Below are 18,219 nucleotides of genomic sequence, written 5' to 3'. Positions count from 1 at the left end.
ATAGGTAGTCATTTTTTACCGACGAACATGCGATGAGTAACCCATAGCTTTTAGTGATATAAATCTTGCCTAATATGGTAACACAGTCAGAGTTTGCGCCGTAACCCAGCCGATATTGGCTATCTGATTATCGTCATTCAATAAAATCGAACAAAGAACGCAAAATATTGCGCTATCACTGATAGAAAAAGATCAATAAAGTGTATTCCATTGAAAGGGCGTATCGCCTAAGTCTCTGTTACCTTTTAAGGAATTACGATGAGCAAAGTTCTGGTCCTGAAATCAAGCATCCTGGCAACTTATTCACAGTCTAACCAACTGGCTGATTTTTTTGTTGAACAATGGCAAGCCGCTCACCCTGATGATGAAATCACGGTACGTGATCTGGCAGCTCAACCGATTCCGGTATTAGATGGCGAGCTGGTTGGTGCTTTGCGCCCTTCAGATACAGCACTGACACCACGTCAACAAGAAGCTCTGGCGCTGTCTGATGAACTGATTGCCCAATTGCAGGCCAATGACGTGATTGTTATGGCCGCACCGATGTACAACTTCAACATCCCGACACAGTTGAAGAACTATTTTGACCTGATTGCTCGTGCTGGCGTAACTTTCCGTTACACCGAAAAAGGCCCTGAAGGTCTGATTACCGGCAAACGTGCCATTATTCTGACCAGCCGTGGTGGGATTCACAAAGATACCCCAACTGATCTGGTGGTCCCTTACCTGCGTCTGTTCTTAGGCTTTATCGGGATAACCGATGTTGAGTTCGTGTTCGCTGAAGGTATCGCTTATGGTCCTGAAGTGGCAACTAAAGCCCAAGCCGATGCCAAAGAGTTATTGACTCAGGTTGTTAGCGCTTAGTGGATAACTTTCGCGCACTGACGGGTGTCTCCGTTAATGCACGACTGAAGTAACCTTGTATTACCCTCGTTTTACCCAATGTTAAGAATTGCACGCTTTCGGGCGTGCTTTTTTATGTCCTGAAATCTCATACCTCAGCCAACAATGCCATTGCGCTCTCTTCATCGGTCACCAACCCATTTACCCAATGACCACTCAGCGCTGCTTTAATAGCATTGTGTTTCTCCTTGCCTCCCGCGATGGCAATTACCGGTTTTTCTGGCTGAATACGCAGGCTGACGCTGGTTAAACGACTATCTAATTCGTCACTAACACGCTGACCCTTGATATCGATAAAATTGCCTAACATTTCTGCCACCACATTTGATGCCATCAGCACATCCACATCCTGCTCAGAGATAAAACCATCTTTGTGCAGCGGACAGTGATACCCCATGGAGCCAATACCGATAAAGGTGACATCGGCCAGGGCGGCTTTTTCTGTCACTGTGCGATAAATACGGTGGTTGCACCACAAGTCGCGATCAGCCGCACTATCGGCAAACAGCGGTGCAGGCAAAATAAAATAGCGACCTTGTGTTTTCTCGGCCATCCACAGTGGGACGTCATAACGAGTACAAGAACCATCCGAGGCAATTGCCCCGATAAGTGAAACACAACTGTGCTGTGGGCGCTCAAAATCTGGCAACTCATCAATGGCGGCTTTCAGGCTACGCCCTGACCCCACGCCAATGACCAGCGGTTGCTCTTGTCGCAGAAATTGCGCCATCACCTCCGCTCCGACTACGGCAATCGCCCGCTGAATCCCCGCGCTGTCCATCCCTAAGCTGGGGACCACATGGCACTGATGCAAACCATACTGTTTTTGCAATTGATCAGCCAAAGCCATACAGCGACCAACGGGATGAGCAATGCTGACATTGACCAGGCCATTATCAATCGCACAAGCCACCAGCCGCTGTGCGACTTGGCGTGAAACCCCCAGTGCGTCAGCAATTTCATGTTGAGTCTGCCCGGCAACGTAATACATCCAAGCCGCTCTGGCCGCTTGATCCAATTTTTTATCACTTTTATGCATGGGATTATCTGCGTGGGTATCTGCGTGTGAAGTCATCATGTTAATCATTTTACGCTGCTCTTTGTCAGATTTTTACCTCTACTGTCAATTATGTGAGCTAAAGCCCATCTAAAGGGCAAAAGTTACACTAACCTAACGCAATCAGAGCAAATGCCCAATAAAAGGGCTTATGCTCAATTTTATATTAATGCCTACTGTGATTGCGGAGAACACATAATGAACACTGAGCTGAACTCATCCCCTGCTGTGTGGCTACATATTGGTGCTGGCTCTTTCCATCGCGCCCATCAGGCTTGGTATCTGCACCGCTTGCTGGCTATGGGTGATAACCGCTGGTCTATTGCACTGGCGAATATTCGTGATGATGCCGCCCCCTTACTTGCAGCACTTCAGGCCCAAAAGGGCGAGTACGTATTGGAAACTGTCACTCCTGCCGGTGAGCGTCAGTACGAGAAAATCACATCACTGCGTAACATCATTCCTTGGGATAAAGAACTCAACCATCTGGTTGAACAAGGTAGCCAGCCAGAAACCCGCGTTATTTCTTTTACCGTGACAGAAAGTGGCTACTACTTAGATAATCAATTTAATTTACAGCAAGATAATGCCGATATTCAGGCGGATCTCAAAGGGGATTGCCGGACGATTTACGGGGCCATTAGCCGTATTTTACTGCAACGCCAACAGAAACAGTGTGGCCCGGTAACGCTGCTCAACTGTGATAACCTGCGCCATAATGGTGAACGCTTCCGCCATTGTCTGCTGGAGTTTCTTGCCCTACGCGATCAGCAGAGTTTGCTCAGTTGGGCCAGCAGTCAAACTCGTAGCCCAAATACCATGGTTGACCGCATTACCCCCCGTCCTTCCGCCGACATCGCCCCGCGGGTGCTGGAGCAAACCGGTTTTGCCGATAAAGTCCCAGTGATGGGTGAATCATTCATCCAGTGGGTGATTGAAGATGATTTTATTGCTGGACGCCCAGCACTTGAGAACGTTGGCGTCGAAATGGTGGAGTCTGTCCTACCCTACGAAGAAGCAAAAATTCGTATTCTCAATGCCAGCCACAGCTGTATCGCCTGGGCAGGAACCTTGATCGGGCAAAATTATATTCATGAAAGCACTCAAACTGACGCTATTCGCCAGATGGCTTATGACTATGTCACTCAGGACGTGATCCCATCACTGTCACCCAGCCCCTTAGATTTAGCCAATTATCGTGATGTCGTATTGGACCGTTTCAGTAACCCGTATATCCGCGACACTAACCAACGCGTCGCTGCCGATGGTTTCTCCAAAATCCCGGGATTCATTACACCAACATTAATCGAGTGCTATCAGCGTGGCAGTCAACCCGCAGCGACAGCCATGTTACCCGCCCTGTTCTTTGTCTTTATGGAAAGTTGGCATCAAGGCACTCTGCCATATGAATACCAAGATGGCATTTTGGATGCGTCTGCCGTTCACGCCATGTTCCAATCAACTGACCCGGTCGGTTTGTTTGCCCGTGACAGCAAACTGTTTGGCCCGCTCGCTAGCGACAGTCAGTTTGAACAACTGTTACGTCAATCCATTGACCGGGTAAATGCCTGGGTTTTAGCTAACCGTTAATCATCGACAAGGAGTGGCTATGTATCTGGGACTTGATTTGGGCACATCAGAAATTAAAGCCATGGTTATTGATGACCAAGGGCAAATTATGGCCAGTGAGGGCGAATCTCTCACTGTTCAGCGCCCGCATCCGCTATGGTCAGAGCAAAATCCGATAGATTGGTGGCAAGCCACGCAACGCGTGATTGGTCGCCTTCGGCATAAAATACCGCAGCGCTGGGGAGAGATTCTTGCGATTGGTCTGTCAGGACAAATGCACGGTGCGGTCTTGCTCAACCGAGAAGATCGCATTTTACGCCCAGCTATTTTGTGGAATGACGCTCGCTGCGCACGAGAGTGTGAAGAGCTGACTCGCAATGCGCCACAGTTACATCAAATTGCTGGCAATCTGGCGATGCCCGGTTTTACCGCACCGAAGCTGCTGTGGGTTGCTCGTCATGAACCTGAAATTTTCTCTCAACTGGCAACCGTTCTCCTGCCCAAAGATTATCTGCGCTGGATGATGAGTGACGACAAAGTCAGCGACATGTCCGACTCAGCCGGTACATTGTGGCTAGATGTGGCCAAACGAGACTGGTCTGACACCTTGCTGGCAGCTTGCGGGCTGTCACGCGATATGATGCCGCGATTAATTGAGGGGAATGAGCCTAGCGGCTATCTGAAATCTGATATTGCCCGTGAGTGGGGCTTATCTGATAACGTGGTCATTGCGGGCGGTGGCGGCGATAACGCAGCCAGTGCTGTTGGGATTGGCGCTATCAATCCTGGTGATGGTTTTATCTCCTTAGGTACATCTGGAGTATTGTTCGCCGTCAATGATTGCTACCGTCCGAATCCGCAATCTGCCGTGCATGCCTTTTGTCATGCGTTGCCACATCGTTGGCATCAAATGAGCGTGATGTTAACGGCAGCCAGCGCCCTGCGCTGGTTATGCCAGTTGCTGGGGACCAATGAAACCACTCTGCTGTCAGAGATAGCCCAATTGAGCCGAGCAGAGCAACGACTCGCACCGATTTTCCTGCCATATCTGTCCGGTGAACGTACCCCCCATAACGATCCTTTAGCCACTGGGGCATTCCATGGCATGACCCATGCAACCGATCGTGCCGCACTCGGGTATGCGGTGCTTGAGGGCGTCACTTTCGGTATCGCCGATGGCTTGAAAGTATTGCAAGACGCAGGCACTCAGTTAACTCAAGCCTCTCTGATTGGAGGCGGTGCTCGCAGTGCATGGTGGGGGCAACTGATGGCGGACACCCTTAACTTACCGATTGTTACTCACAGTGGCGGTGAGGCTGGCGGGGCTTTAGGCGCAGCACGTTTAGGCTGGCTGGCGGCTGGCGGTAATGAAGAGCGAGTGTGCACTAAACCGCAAGTCGATCAGCGGTTTGTGCCTGACATTAACCGGCAGGATGCCTTATTTGTCCGCCTTGAGCGCTACCGATTGCTCTATCAACAGCAAAGGCAACTACGCCAATCATTATCAAAGTAAATACAGATTCGCTGTCCCTACAAACTCAATGTACTTATAAACAATAAGCTAGCGCTCATGCGCCAAAGGAACTTGCCATGCAAAAAAAACCTACCCATTGGTTTGGTTTGCCGATGAATTTGTTCTGGGGTTACATTGCCATTGCCATTTTTATGAGCGGCGATGGTTTTGAAATGGCCTTTTTATCTAAACATATTACCGATATGGGCTTTTCCCCAGCCCAATCGGCTTTTGTGTTTACTATTTATGGCTTAGCCGCCGCAATAGCGGCTTGGAGCTCTGGTGTAGTGGCCGAAATCATTACGCCGCAGCGCGCCATGCGGATTGGTTTTATCCTTTGGGTGGTGATGCATTGCCTGTTTATGGTGTTTGGCCTAGGCATCAAAAGCTACCCGCTGATGCTGCTGTTTTACGGTATTCGTGGTCTGGCTTATCCACTGTTTATTTATTCGTTTGTCATGCTTATCGTGCAAAACGTCCCCAAGCAACAGCTCTCTTCTGCCATGGGATGGTTCTGGGCAATGTATTCTATCGGGATTGGCGTAGTTGGCAGCTATTTGCCTAGCTTCACCATCCCAATGATTGGCGAAACAGGCACTCTGTGGTTTGCCATTGTTTGGGTCACAATTGGTGGCATGATGGCATTGATATTGCTGCGTAATGTTGGCACTGCCAGCCCGAAAGCTGCACTTTCCAATAAAGAGAAAATAAAAGAATTGTCACGGGCAGTAACAATTTTATTTACCAATAAAAATATTTTCTTATCTTGCCTGATCCGCATCATCAACACGTTATCGCTGTTTGGTTTCGCCGTTATCATGCCCATCCTGTTTGTTGGTCGTCTCGGTTTTACCATGTCCGAATGGCTGCAAATCTGGGCGGTATTCTTCTTCGTGACCATATTCACCAATATTATGTGGGGGATTTTAGGGGAAAAAATTGGTTGGATGCGGCAAGTGCGTTGGTTTGGTTGCATTGGCTGTGCCCTTTCCAGCCTGGCGTTCTACTATATTCCCGTTCACTTCGGGCATAATTTCTGGGCCGCACTGATCCCTGCGGTCATGTTAGGCATCACTGTTGCAGCCTTCGTCCCCATGACCGCCGTCTTCCCCGTGTTGGAGCCAGAACACAAAGGTGCGGCTATTTCGATTTATAACCTGTCTGCGGGACTGAGTAATTTTGCCGCTCCCGCCATAGCATCACTGGTGCTACCCTTCTTCGATATCGTCGGTGTCGTGTGGGTCTATACTGCCCTCTACTTGATTGCTGCAGTGCTGACCCTGATTGTCAAAGTCGAACAACCGGGCCACGAAGATACCTATTACCGCAAAGAGACGCTCAATAGCCTCAGCGGGCATCCCGCAGCAGCCAGCTTACAAGCTGAACGTTAAACCGTTATGTTGTGTTGGAACTGATCACTTTTGCCATAAAAAACGCCCGTATAAAACAGGCGTTTTTTATCAACTTGAAGCTATCGTCAACGTTTTATCCACTGCCCGTTAATACCACGCACATATTCCCCAGGCCCCGCGCGAGCAACCAATTTTTGCCCCGCCACCTTGGCTACATCCTCAATTGAAATATGATTTCTCTGCGCCACTTCCTGATATTTTTCGGTTCTGGCGATATTGATTTGCTCCACCAACGCCAGCGTTTCAGCATCTTTTTTCACTGGGGCCAAATACCCATTGAGTGTTTCACCCACTCGGCCCTGCTGCTTTGCCTGCTCTAAGGTGAGTGCAAAAGCCCCCATGCTAAACAGCAAACTGGTGCTTAACACAACGCCACTCAATATCGCCTTGAACCAACGTTGCTTGCCACCAATCCAACTTGAAGTATTCTTTTTCATTATGGCTCCTTAGAATAAATTGGATTGATTTTTAAGCAAATTTTCCACATCTTTATCCACTCGGATCTGGATTTCATGCTCAATCTTGACGTTCATATTAATCGTGATAGGTTTTTCAGGCGTCGCTACCTCAAGGCGTAAACAACCACTGAGCAGAAAAATACCCAGCACTATGGCGATACGTTCCCATGTTAAGATCTTCATTCCTTCGCCCTCGCAGGTATTACTGTTGGTTTTAACGAAATGTTTGGTTGTAACGAGATAGTTTGCTGTAACCATTCTTGTAAATTGTCACCAAACCTCAGACTACGCCAGAGTTGGAACACATTTTCCTCGTGTCGATAATTTAATACTATCTCTCGTTTTGAGTTTTTCTGCGTATTTACACCATGAATCTTTGAAAGTAATGTTAATTCCCCTAAGTTATCCAAATTCACGGTGGCATAAGATTGGTAAATCTCCATATAGCGCAACCAGTCAATCGCCGCTCCGGCGACAAAGTTGCTCTCACTAATTGAGTTTGCCAGCTCCTGATCCAGACGCAGCGTCACCATCCCATCATTAGCAATCCAGCCATTATGCACCAACCACTGCGGGTTATTGAGATACAAAGGCAACTCGCCGTTCACTTTACCCGACATGGCAAATTGCTTGGGCTTGAGCACAGTAAACAGCTCACTTAAGTCAATGCCGGTTAATTTCAACACGGCAGCATCATGTTGCGGTAAACGTAATGCAGATAAACTTAAGTGGCCTTTTAGAATATCCATACCCACGTGGCTTAAGGTCAATGGGGCTTTTTCTGAATAAGGGAAGGTCCCTTGCAGATTGGCGGTAATATTTTGCATTTCAAACAAATTAGTGACTGAGGCGATGCGTAACGTCACCGGCTCTTTCGCCCCTAGCTGCCAGTGACTATCCTGTAAACGGTACGACATAACGAAATCCAGCCCGCTCATTTCACCGTCTTTCAGCCACATCCCACCATGTTTCACTACCCAGTGTCCGCCCGCTTTAAATCCTTGCTCTCGGGCTGCGGAAAAAGCGGCCTGAGCATACAGTTCCCCATCACGCAGCTTAATACCCAAATCAGGTGAGATAAGTGGTTGGAATACAGTTAGTGACTGTTTTGGCCACCAGCCTTCACCACGTAACCGCTCACCATCCCAGCGACCGTTAAGTGATATTGGCCCGATCGCCTGAGCCTGTAATTTTCCTTGCCACAAGAAACTGTCGGGGTCTCGCCCATTGAATTGCAGTGATAATACTGTTGGTGGCAGATAGCCTCCACCATCACTAAACGCCACTTTTTTAGCACTCAGTTCAAATCCGGCAATGAAGGCTGGATGATGATGGTCACGCTGCCAGCTCAGTGGCTTCACTAAGGTGAGCCGCGGTGCCTCCACCTTAGCAACACCATACTCCAGACGGTCAAAACCGGTCGACAGTTTCTCCACTGTTATCAGTGACCCCTGCCAACGCCCATGCCCCCCCATATCCCAACGCGCCGCCAGTGGTGGTAGGCGGCCATTCCCCCAATACCGCCACTGCCAATCCCCTTTGTCTGGCCAAAATTCTTGCGCTCGCCCATCAAGGTGGACATTGAAGTTACCCCAATAACTGTCCTGCGCATCCACAATCGCCTGCAGGCGGCCCGTCACACCTGCGGCGGTCACCTTAACGCCAGCTAAAGGCCAACGAGCATCTCTGATACGCAATTCTGGGGTGACATTGCCATGAGCACGTAGTAGCGCGCCAGGATGCAGTACCCACGTCGGATTGAGTACCGAACCGCTAAGTAAACCTGGGATGGTGGCATTTAGCACCATCCTTTCCAAATTAGCCTGCCCACTTAGCTGGAACTTTAAATCACTGTTTGTCAGGCTCAAGTTACCCGGCCCCAAGGTCAGGACAGCATTGCCTTTACCACTAGCCCCTGAGGTAATCACATTAATGCGAGCATCAATCAATGTTTGGTCTAACCCCTGATCCCAGTCATGCAAAGTAAGATTAATGCCACCACTTAACGGTTGCAGGGTATACGGCCATTGCCATTGCCCCCCTGTAATCTGAATACTGTTGGGTGAAACGTGCCACGGTAGACGAGCAAGTGGCGAATCATCACCCCGCTCAGTTAATGTCAAAACACCCTGTTGTTGTTGCCAGCTTAAATTCAGCAAGAGGGGTTTAGACAAATACCCCGTTGTCAGTATTCCATTGAGTGCACCCTGCTCAGGCCAATCATCCATTGATAATGGAATTTTGATTTTCCCGCTCAGTTCGAAGGGTTGTGGTGTACCGGGCACCGCAATAGAGAGTTGATGCACACTAAGCTGTTGTGCTTGGTCCAGAGTGGCAGAAAAGCGCAATTGTTGGCCTTGATAATGCAGTTCTTGAATCAGCTTCTGCTTATCCGGTGAGGTCAGCGTCAATTTACCCGCATATTGCTGCCACGGCGTGATTTGCAGATTGGCGATATTCACATCCAGCATGGATAACTGCTGTTGCCAGTACGCCAAATCTTGCGGGGCACTCTCGTCGCTACGGGGCAATTGGCTCAAACAAGCTGTATCCAAAGCAACCTGATTTGCCCCAAGCTGCCAGCGGTCTTGATGATAACCTATACTCAATTGGTCAACATTCGCGAGGGTGCAGTCTTGCACTTGATAGCGCAGTTGTGGGATTAGCAAGGCCCGGGCTTTCCAGACCGGAGGGTGGGTTAAAATGAGCTGACTACCCGCAGGCAGCCAAAAATGTGCAACTTTCGGTAACCACTGCGGTAGAGTTTTCCAGAGTATCATCAGAGACACTGCGCTGATTAATAACAACCAACCCACTATTTTTGCGCATTTAGCCATGACTTGCCTTGTTTTATACCCACCATGATTTCCGGTGTGCTTTAATCACTGCAGCCTAAACTGCCGCGAGATACCATAATCAATATAGCTAACCTTGTAGCCCGAATAGACCTGTTGCCATTGAAAAACGGAATAAAAACCTTACCTCATTGGCATGAGAATGTTACAAGCCTTATTGAACTTATTATTGTCGCAAATTGTATGATTTATTCAAATCTGTTAGATTGATCACAATATTTTAGCGGAGTATTCATGATGAAATTAGCCGTTTACAGCACTAAACAGTATGACCGCAAATACCTCGAATTGGTCAACAAAGATTTTGGCTTTGAATTAGAGTTTTTCGATTTTCTGTTGACCCCCAAAACAGCAAAAATGGCTGCGGGTTGTGAAGCGGTCTGTATTTTCGTCAACGATGATGCTTGCCGTGAGACATTAACAGAATTGAAAGAAGCGGGTGTTACGATTCTGGCGCTACGCTGTGCTGGCTTTAATAATGTTGATTTGGACGCGGCCAAAGAATTGGGTATTCAAGTCGTTCGTGTCCCAGCGTACTCGCCAGAAGCGGTGGCTGAACATACCGTGGGTATGATGATGAGCCTTAACCGTCGAATTCATCGTGCTTATCAGCGTACTCGTGATGCCAACTTCTCGCTGGAAGGTCTGATTGGCTTCAATATGCATAACCGCACGGCGGGGATTATCGGCACCGGTAAAATTGGCGTGGCGACCATGCGGATTCTGAAAGGCTTTGGGATGCGTCTGCTGGCTTTTGACCCCTATCCAAGTGCACAAGCATTGGAATTGGGTGCTGAATATGTCGATCTTAAAACTTTGTATGCTGAATCTGATGTGATTTCTCTGCACTGCCCGATGACGCCGGAAAACCATCATTTGCTCAATAAACAAGCATTTGATCAAATGAAAGACGGTGTGATGATCATCAATACCAGTCGCGGTGGCTTGATTGATTCAACGGCAGCAATCGACGCCCTGAAGCAGCAAAAAATTGGCTCACTCGGTCTGGACGTTTATGAAAACGAGCGCAATTTGTTCTTTGAAGACAAATCTAATGACGTGATTCAGGATGACGTTTTCCGCCGTCTCTCTTCATGCCACAATGTGTTATTTACGGGTCACCAAGCATTCTTGACCGAAGAAGCGTTGACCAGCATTTCTGCTACAACAATGCAGAATATTGAGCAATTGATAAAGGGCGAACAATGCCCGAATATAATTACCGCTCAATAATCTATTAACGCATAAGCGATAGGGTGTTCTTATGAACGCTCTATCGCTTTTTAGCGTGCCGGACAAGCACCACGCATTAATGCCCACTCTTCACAACGCTTACCATCAGGTAATTGACACATCCCGATACTGCCACCATTAAGTTGCTTGGCAATCGTTAATACACCGCCCACATTGGCACAATTTACTGCTGCGGGATTAGACATATCGAGATTATGATGAACATTGGCACTAGTGCCCTGCTGCACCGGCTCATAAGCATCGTAATTCGCGGTATCTGTTGGATCATTGCTGCTACAAGCGGCTAAAAAGAACACAGCGCCGCCAACAAACCAAGATAATGCTTTCATTCTTTTGTTCCAACATGAGAATTATATAGCGTTATATAATATCTGTTATAATTAAAACACAACACAAATAAGCATAAATGTAATAATTTAATTTAGCGTCGTTCACAGCAAGTCGCCAAATTATCGTAATACTCCAGCACTCGCCTGTGATGACAATATTCAAATCAATATTGATTATATTAAAAATCAAATACCTATTGTCTGCATAAAAATAAAACAGGAATAATCATGATCACGGATTTACTACTACGAATTGCCTTAGCCGGAGCGCTCGGTGGGTTAATAGGTATAGAACGACAGTTGCGTTCTAAAGAAGCAGGATTGCGTACACACATATTGGTGGGTATTGGGAGTGCCATGTTTATGATTGTGTCTAAATATGGTTTTGAGGATTTATTGACGTTAGAACATGTCAGTTTTGACCCTAGCCGTGTCGCAGCACAAGTTGTTAGTGGTATGGGCTTTCTGGGTGCCGGGACCATTATGATTCAAAAACAGATGGTTAAGGGGCTAACAACCGCTGCGGGGATGTGGGTTACCGCCGCAATTGGTCTGGTGATTGGTAGCGGCCTGTACGAGATTGGGATTTATGGCACCTTAATGACGCTGGTGGTGTTGGAAATCTTCCGCCAGTTAAGTAACCGACTGCTGGGTCAGCATCATTATATTGCTATTACATTATTACCGCAGAGTGTACCGCGCATTCTGGTCGCCCTAGAAAAACTGCGTTTACGACCAATGAATCTTTCAGTAACACAGAAACGCGATGAGAATGAAACAGACTGTGAATTAACAATGGAAGTGACATTGTCACCAAGAAAAAGTTTGGACAAGATTTATGAGACATTATTGGCTATCGAAGGAATACATCGATTAGATATTAAATAACCGCAATCCTATCCACCCGCCCCAAGACTTACACCGCGTTATCGTTTTAGCTGCGATAACGCGGAAATCAGATAACTGCTCCCGCATCTGCCATAGAGGATTAATGCATCGGCGTTTTTGACAACAAATTAATGACCAATACTCCGGCAATAATCAACGTCATACCGACAATTGCGGCCCAATCCAGCTTTTGCTGATACATAAATGTGGCAGCAACTGATACTAAGACAATCCCCAGCCCCGACCAAATCGCATAAGCAATCCCCAATGGCATGGTTTTTACGACCTGTGATAATCCCCAAAATGCGATAGCGTAGCCAATCACGACCACAATAGAGGGCACCAAACGGGTAAAACCATCAGAGGCTTTTAACATTGTCGTTGCCACAACTTCAGCCACGATTGCCATCATTAAATACATGAAACCACTCATTATCACTCTCATATTTCAGTATTGGGTCGACATTATGCCCGTCAGTGATTAAATGTTCATTAAATCTATTTCCACTTCACAATTATTTCACAAACAAACTTAATCTAAGTGCATTAATTGTCCAGCTTGGTTGCCCGCGACATCTAATTACAATCATAAATAGTTTTCTAATTGTAATAATTATTATCTGATGACGGTGATATACCCCCAGACCAATGAGATTCCTTATTTTCTGCATAGTATGAGATACCCACCGTCACACAAATGCGATAACTGGCAAAAATACTCTCTGCTAGAATTTCATTATTAGTTCAAATAGCCAGATATACCCAATAAATTTCAATATGCAGAAAGGCACGATTCTCTGCATGACAAGCAATGTGAAGGTACAAATTAATGATTACTACTGACGGTAACAGTGCTGTCGCTTCTGTGGCCTATCGTGCCAGTGAAGTTATTGCTATCTACCCTATCACGCCAAGCTCCACCATGGCCGAGCAAGCAGATGCGTGGTCTGGTGATGGCAAAGTCAATATCTGGGGGGATGTCCCTCGTGTGGTTGAAATGCAGTCTGAAGGCGGTGCGATTGCTACCGTACATGGTGCACTACAAACCGGAGCGCTATCGACCTCCTTTACTTCATCGCAGGGATTGCTGTTGATGATCCCAACGCTGTATAAGCTGGCTGGCGAACTGACACCTTTTGTTCTTCATGTTGCCGCCCGGACCATCGCCACCCATGCGCTGTCTATTTTTGGCGACCACTCCGATGTTATGGCGGTTCGTCAAACCGGTTGTGCAATGCTTTGTGCTAGCAGTGTGCAGGAAGCGCAAGATTTTGCCCTCATTTCTCAGATGGCAACACTCAATAGCCGTATTCCATTTATTCATTTCTTTGATGGTTTTCGCACCTCCCATGAGATCAATAAAATTGTCTCGTTAAGTGATGACACTCTGCGTCAGTTACTGCCACAAAAAGCGATAGACGACCACCGCAGCCGAGCCCTTTCCCCTGATCATCCTGTGGTTCGGGGCACCTCAGCCAATCCTGATACTTATTTCCAATCTCGTGAGGCGACCAACCCTTGGTATAACGATACTTATCAACATGTTGCTGATGCGATGCAAGCGTTTGCCGAAGCAACTGGGCGTGAATATAAGCCATTTGAATATTACGGTCACCCGCAGGCTGAACGCGTTATTATCTTGATGGGTTCAGCAATAGGGACTTGTGAAGAAGTCATTGATAGCCTGCTAACCCGTGGTGAGAAAGTGGGCATGCTGAAAGTTCGGTTATTCCGGCCCTTCTCCGCCACCCATCTGCTGAGTGTCCTACCTCAATCTGTGATTAGCATTGCTGTGCTGGATCGCACCAAAGAGCCGGGCGCACTGGCCGAACCACTCTATCTTGATGTGATGACTGCACTGGCAGAGGCTTATAGCCGTGGCGAACGCGCGACATTGCCCAAAGTTATCGGTGGCCGCTATGGGCTATCTTCCAAAGAGTTTGGCCCAGATTGTGCTTTGGCTGTGTTCCGCGAATTGTCGCAAGATCAGCCACGTCCGCGCTTTACTGTGGGCATTTTTGACGATGTCACTGGCTTATCATTACCGTTGACTGACGAGAAAATTGAGCAACGCGCCACATTGGAAGCCCTATTTTATGGCCTAGGCAGTGATGGCTCGGTCTCTGCAACAAAGAATAATATCAAGATAATTGGTAACAGCACCTCGCTGTATGCACAGGGCTATTTTGTTTATGACTCCAAAAAGGCCGGTGGCCTGACGGTCTCACATTTGCGTGTCAGCGAGACACCCATTAACTCAGCCTATCTGGTCAGCCATGCCGATTTTGTTGGCTGCCACCAGTTGCAGTTTATCGATACCTACCAAATGGCTGAACGCCTAAAACCCGGCGGTATCTTTCTAATTAATACTCCTTTTAGTTCAGATGAAATGTGGCAGCGCCTGCCACAGGAAGTTCAAGCAGTTTTGCATCAGCGTGGAGCTCGCCTGTTTGTGATTAATGCGGCGAAAATTGCGCGCGAGTGCAAGTTAGGTGCGCGTATCAACACCGTCATGCAAATGGCCTTCTTCCATCTGACACAAATATTGCCAACGGCGATGGCGCAAGAGCAACTACGGGCTGCGATTGACCGCAGTTACAGTAATAAAGGGCCAGAGATTGTGGCTCGCAACTGGCAGGCACTTGACGCCACTTTGGATGCGTTAGTGGAAATTCCACTGCAACCCATTAATGAAAATAGCCCGATGCGCCCACCGATCGTCTCTGATCTCGCACCAAACTTCGTTAAAACCGTCACCGCCACGATGTTGGCTGGTTTAGGGGACGCTTTGCCTGTCTCCGCATTTCCACCGGATGGTACTTGGCCGGTGGGGACGACACAGTGGGAAAAACGTAACATTGCTGAAGATATTCCTATTTGGCAGCCTGATCTCTGTACTCAATGCAACCACTGTGTCGCTGCATGCCCGCACTCGGCCATTCGTGCCAAAGTAGTACAACCAGAGGCGATGTCGGGGGCACCTGATAGCTTGCAATCGCTGGATGTTAAAGCCCGCGATATGCGTGGTCAGAAATATGTGCTGCAAGTCGCACCAGAGGATTGTACCGGGTGCAATCTGTGCTATGAAGTTTGTCCGGCAAAAGATCGTCAACATCCAGAAATCAAAGCGATTAACATGAAACCGCGACTGGAGCATCTGGAAGAAGAGAAAGCACACTATGATTTCTTCCTGAAATTGCCAGAAATCGATAAAACCCAAATGGAACGCATCGATATCCGAACTTCGCAGCTTATTTCGCCACTGTTTGAGTACTCGGGTGCCTGTTCCGGCTGTGGTGAAACCCCGTATATTAAATTGTTGACCCAGTTATATGGCGACCGCTTATTAATTGCCAATGCCACCGGATGCTCTTCAATCTATGGCGGCAACCTCCCCACCACGCCTTATACCACCAATGCCGATGGCCGTGGCCCTGCATGGGCTAACTCGCTATTCGAGGATAATGCTGAATTCGGTTTGGGCTTTCGTCTGACGGTCGATCAACATCGTCAACGGATCATTCGTTTGATCAATCAACTGGCACCTCAACTCCCGCAAGATTTGGTGAGCCAATTACTTGAGCAAGAAGCAACACCAGAAGTACGTCGCGAACAGGTCACACAACTACGTCAGTTATTACGCGAAATCCCGGGAGATGATGCCCTGCAATTAGCCACTGATGCTGATTATCTGGTGGATAAATCTATCTGGTTGATTGGCGGTGATGGCTGGGCTTATGACATCGGTTTTGGTGGGCTTGACCACGTATTGAGTCTGACCGAAAACGTCAATGTGCTGGTACTCGACACTCAGTGTTACTCCAACACCGGTGGCCAGCAATCTAAAGCGACGCCTCTGGGCGCTGTGACCAAATTTGGCGAACACGGTAAGCGTAAAGCGCGCAAAGATTTGGGCGTCAGCATGATGATGTACGGTCATGTGTATGTGGCGCAAATTTCATTAGGCGCACAGTTGAATCAGACGGTGAAAGCCATTCAGGAAGCCGAGGCCTATCCTGGCCCATCTCTGATTATTGCTTACAGCCCTTGCGAAGAACATGGCTATGATCTGGCCTACAGCCATGATCAAATGAAACAATTAACTGCCACCGGTTTCTGGCCACTGTACCGCTTCGATCCGCGCCGTGCAGATGAAGGGAAAGCTGCTTTAGCACTGGACTCTCGCCCACCAAGCAGTAACTTAACGACCACATTGCTTAATGAGCAACGCTTCCGTCGGCTTAACACCCAAGAACCTGAGGTGGCGGCACAACTGTATGCTGCGGCCGAACAAGACCTGAAAAAACGCTATGACTTCTTGAGCCTGCTTGCGGGCAAAACGGAGAAAACTTCCGCAGAATAGTAGATGAGGTTAATGCGTTAACTCCACAGCCAGCCAGTGCCCTACTGACTGGCTTTTTATTTTGTACCTTATTCTATTGCGCACCACCCCAACGTTGAAATACCACCGTATTAAATTAGATGAAAACTTAGCGCAAATTCAGTATTTAATTTATTCGGCACGATACATATAGCAACATCTAATATAGTGCGGATTTCATTTCAATAATATGGACCGTTACGGACTTTGTTGATATTGATGGTGAGATAATTATTAATAACAGTAGTCAATTCAAATGGTTTCGTATAAGTCATCACTCAATATCTCACTCAAAATGAGTCACGTATAAATTAAAATACTAATACATGCACTTATTGAATGATAAACTTGTGCGCAACAATGCCCCGTTATGCTCCTAATTGGATATGAGTCACGAACAAATGCAAGAGAAACAAGTGGTTAATCAAAAAGAACAATACAATTTGAACAAATTGCAAAAGCGTCTGCGCCGTAACGTGGGTCAGGCGATTGCCGATTTTAATATGATTGAAGAAGGTGACCGTGTCATGGTCTGCCTGTCGGGCGGTAAAGACAGTTATACCATGCTCGATATTTTGCAAAACCTGCAAAAAAGCGCACCAATTAACTTCACCTTGATTGCTGTAAATCTCGATCAGAAACAGCCGGGTTTCCCTGAAGATATCCTGCCAGCGTATCTGGATAAGCAAGGTGTAGAGTACAAAATTGTTGAAGAAAATACCTACGGGATAGTGAAAGACATTATCCCTGAAGGGAAAACCACTTGCTCACTGTGTTCACGCCTGCGCCGTGGCATTTTGTACCGCACCGCCAGCGAACTTGGGGCAACAAAAATAGCGTTAGGTCACCATCGCGATGATATTTTGCAGACACTGTTTCTGAACATGTTTTATGGCGGGAAATTAAAGGGCATGCCGCCAAAACTGATGAGTGATGATGGCAAACATGTAGTGATCCGCCCACTGGCCTACTGCCGTGAAAAAGATATTGAACGTTTTGCCGTTGCCAGAGAGTACCCGATAATTCCTTGTAACCTGTGCGGCTCTCAGCCAAATCTGCAACGTCAGGTGATTAAAGACATGTTACGGGACTGGGATAAACAATATCCGGGGCGCATCGAAACCATGTTTAGTGCAATGCAAAATGTTGTACCTTCACATTTGAATGACCATAAATTATTTGATTTTAAAAGCATTACTCATAACAGCGACATTGTGGATGGTGGTGATTTGGCTTTTGACCGTGAAGAGTTACCACTGCAACCCGTTGGCTGGCAACCTGAAGATGATGAAGAGAGTGAAAAGCAGCCGTTGGTTCGTCTTGATGTGCTAGAAATAAAATAAGCGGCTAACTGATATCGCCTTGCCCATAGGATAGTGACGAGGCGAATCGTTTTTGGGTCTTATTGCTTGTTTGTACACAAAAAATGTATAAAAAAATGCCGATGTTGAGACAACATCGGCATCGTAACAATTATGTGCTATGCAGTAATTCAAAATAAAAGTATTACAAATATGGAGCGCAACGCCCATCGCTTGACGTTGCATTCACCTGCAAAGTGATAATGCCTGAGTCATAACCGTCAAATCTTGATATGGCT

General features: G+C 47.3%; 14 protein-coding genes. 8 read left to right on the top strand and 6 right to left on the bottom strand.

All coding sequences use genetic code 11. The features are described from left to right. Positions 1–258 precede the first annotated feature (258 nt). Positions 259–864 (top strand): FMN-dependent NADH-azoreductase, encoded by a 606-nt coding sequence (gene azoR / locus HUZ92_RS07740; RefSeq protein ID WP_050097638.1) that lies wholly within the window; start codon positions 259–261, stop codon positions 862–864. Positions 865–991: 127 nt separating this feature from the next. On the opposite strand, the gene HUZ92_RS07735 is transcribed toward azoR, so the two are convergent. Next, positions 992–1,942: a sugar-binding transcriptional regulator gene (locus tag HUZ92_RS07735; protein WP_145579976.1), complete on the bottom strand. Its 951-nt coding sequence runs from the start codon at positions 1,940–1,942 to the stop codon at positions 992–994. 216 nt (positions 1,943–2,158) lie between these two features. On the opposite strand from HUZ92_RS07735, the gene dalD reads away from it, so the two are divergent. The 3 genes from dalD to HUZ92_RS07720 all read left to right on the top strand — a co-directional run bounded on the left by dalD (position 2,159) and on the right by HUZ92_RS07720 (position 6,433). Further along, on the top strand, positions 2,159–3,550 hold the full coding sequence (gene dalD / locus HUZ92_RS07730) for a D-arabinitol 4-dehydrogenase (RefSeq protein WP_050097637.1): 1,392 nt from the start codon (positions 2,159–2,161) through the stop codon (positions 3,548–3,550). A 19-nt stretch (positions 3,551–3,569) separates the two neighbouring features. After that, positions 3,570–5,042, top strand: a complete 1,473-nt coding sequence (gene xylB, locus HUZ92_RS07725; protein WP_145579948.1) for a xylulokinase — start codon at positions 3,570–3,572, stop codon at positions 5,040–5,042. 77 nt (positions 5,043–5,119) lie between these two features. After that, positions 5,120–6,433, top strand: a complete 1,314-nt coding sequence (locus HUZ92_RS07720; protein ID WP_145579947.1) for an MFS transporter — start codon at positions 5,120–5,122, stop codon at positions 6,431–6,433. 86 nt (positions 6,434–6,519) lie between these two features. Here HUZ92_RS07720 and HUZ92_RS07715 read toward each other — a convergent pair whose 3' ends face one another. Genes HUZ92_RS07715 through HUZ92_RS07705 form a run of 3 tightly spaced genes read right to left on the bottom strand, consistent with a single transcriptional unit; the run spans position 6,520 to position 9,749 of the window. Further along, the gene (locus HUZ92_RS07715; protein ID WP_050097634.1) at positions 6,520–6,891 is read right to left on the bottom strand and encodes a YdbL family probable chaperone protein; all 372 of its coding nucleotides are present in this window, start codon (positions 6,889–6,891) and stop codon (positions 6,520–6,522) included. A gap of 9 nt (positions 6,892–6,900) precedes the next feature. Then, complete coding sequence (locus tag HUZ92_RS07710) at positions 6,901–7,095, bottom strand: YnbE family lipoprotein (protein WP_050097633.1); 195 nt, start codon at positions 7,093–7,095, stop codon at positions 6,901–6,903. After that, positions 7,092–9,749, bottom strand: a complete 2,658-nt coding sequence (locus HUZ92_RS07705; protein ID WP_145579946.1) for a YdbH family protein — start codon at positions 9,747–9,749, stop codon at positions 7,092–7,094. Before HUZ92_RS07705 ends, HUZ92_RS07710 begins: the two co-directional genes overlap by 4 nt. A gap of 255 nt (positions 9,750–10,004) precedes the next feature. On the opposite strand from HUZ92_RS07705, the gene HUZ92_RS07700 reads away from it, so the two are divergent. Then, entirely contained in the window at positions 10,005–11,000 is a 996-nt protein-coding gene (locus HUZ92_RS07700; RefSeq protein WP_050097760.1) for a 2-hydroxyacid dehydrogenase, read from the top strand. A 50-nt stretch (positions 11,001–11,050) separates the two neighbouring features. Here the strand turns inward: HUZ92_RS07700 and HUZ92_RS07695 are convergent, their stop codons facing one another. Then, complete coding sequence (locus HUZ92_RS07695) at positions 11,051–11,350, bottom strand: putative hemolysin (RefSeq protein WP_050097631.1); 300 nt, start codon at positions 11,348–11,350, stop codon at positions 11,051–11,053. A gap of 228 nt (positions 11,351–11,578) precedes the next feature. Here HUZ92_RS07695 and HUZ92_RS07690 point away from each other — a divergent pair, with 228 nt between their 5' ends. After that, the gene (locus HUZ92_RS07690) at positions 11,579–12,238 is read left to right on the top strand and encodes an MgtC/SapB family protein (protein WP_050097630.1); all 660 of its coding nucleotides are present in this window, start codon (positions 11,579–11,581) and stop codon (positions 12,236–12,238) included. Positions 12,239–12,338: 100 nt separating this feature from the next. On the opposite strand, the gene HUZ92_RS07685 is transcribed toward HUZ92_RS07690, so the two are convergent. Further along, entirely contained in the window at positions 12,339–12,671 is a 333-nt protein-coding gene (locus tag HUZ92_RS07685; RefSeq protein WP_050097629.1) for a DMT family transporter, read from the bottom strand. A gap of 396 nt (positions 12,672–13,067) precedes the next feature. Between HUZ92_RS07685 and nifJ the strand changes: the two genes are divergently transcribed. Then, positions 13,068–16,601, top strand: a complete 3,534-nt coding sequence (gene nifJ / locus HUZ92_RS07680; RefSeq protein ID WP_145579945.1) for a pyruvate:ferredoxin (flavodoxin) oxidoreductase — start codon at positions 13,068–13,070, stop codon at positions 16,599–16,601. Positions 16,602–17,020: 419 nt separating this feature from the next. After that, on the top strand, positions 17,021–17,962 hold the full coding sequence (ttcA, locus tag HUZ92_RS07675) for a tRNA 2-thiocytidine(32) synthetase TtcA (RefSeq protein ID WP_145524360.1): 942 nt from the start codon (positions 17,021–17,023) through the stop codon (positions 17,960–17,962). Positions 17,963–18,219: the final 257 nt, after the last annotated feature.

This window comes from Yersinia vastinensis, assembly GCF_902726565.1.
Taxonomy (GTDB): Bacteria; Pseudomonadota; Gammaproteobacteria; order Enterobacterales; family Enterobacteriaceae; genus Yersinia; species Yersinia vastinensis.
The sequence above is the reverse complement of the archived record's forward strand: the minus strand, read 5'-3'. Positions and strand labels throughout refer to the sequence as shown.

Bases quoted from the DNA above. Each gene is read 5' to 3' on its own strand.
- azoR (WP_050097638.1), top strand. From the start codon at position 259: ATGAGCAAAGTTCTGGTCCTGAAATCAAGCATCCTGGCAACTTATTCA.
- HUZ92_RS07735 (WP_145579976.1), bottom strand. From the start codon at position 1,942: ATGCATAAAAGTGATAAAAAATTGGATCAAGCGGCCAGAGCGGCTTGG.
- dalD (WP_050097637.1), top strand. From the start codon at position 2,159: ATGAACACTGAGCTGAACTCATCCCCTGCTGTGTGGCTACATATTGGT.
- xylB (WP_145579948.1), top strand. From the start codon at position 3,570: ATGTATCTGGGACTTGATTTGGGCACATCAGAAATTAAAGCCATGGTT.
- HUZ92_RS07720 (WP_145579947.1), top strand. From the start codon at position 5,120: ATGCAAAAAAAACCTACCCATTGGTTTGGTTTGCCGATGAATTTGTTC.
- HUZ92_RS07715 (WP_050097634.1), bottom strand. From the start codon at position 6,891: ATGAAAAAGAATACTTCAAGTTGGATTGGTGGCAAGCAACGTTGGTTC.
- HUZ92_RS07710 (WP_050097633.1), bottom strand. From the start codon at position 7,095: ATGAAGATCTTAACATGGGAACGTATCGCCATAGTGCTGGGTATTTTT.
- HUZ92_RS07705 (WP_145579946.1), bottom strand. From the start codon at position 9,749: ATGGCTAAATGCGCAAAAATAGTGGGTTGGTTGTTATTAATCAGCGCA.
- HUZ92_RS07700 (WP_050097760.1), top strand. From the start codon at position 10,005: ATGAAATTAGCCGTTTACAGCACTAAACAGTATGACCGCAAATACCTC.
- HUZ92_RS07695 (WP_050097631.1), bottom strand. From the start codon at position 11,350: ATGAAAGCATTATCTTGGTTTGTTGGCGGCGCTGTGTTCTTTTTAGCC.
- HUZ92_RS07690 (WP_050097630.1), top strand. From the start codon at position 11,579: ATGATCACGGATTTACTACTACGAATTGCCTTAGCCGGAGCGCTCGGT.
- HUZ92_RS07685 (WP_050097629.1), bottom strand. From the start codon at position 12,671: ATGAGTGGTTTCATGTATTTAATGATGGCAATCGTGGCTGAAGTTGTG.
- nifJ (WP_145579945.1), top strand. From the start codon at position 13,068: ATGATTACTACTGACGGTAACAGTGCTGTCGCTTCTGTGGCCTATCGT.
- ttcA (WP_145524360.1), top strand. From the start codon at position 17,021: ATGCAAGAGAAACAAGTGGTTAATCAAAAAGAACAATACAATTTGAAC.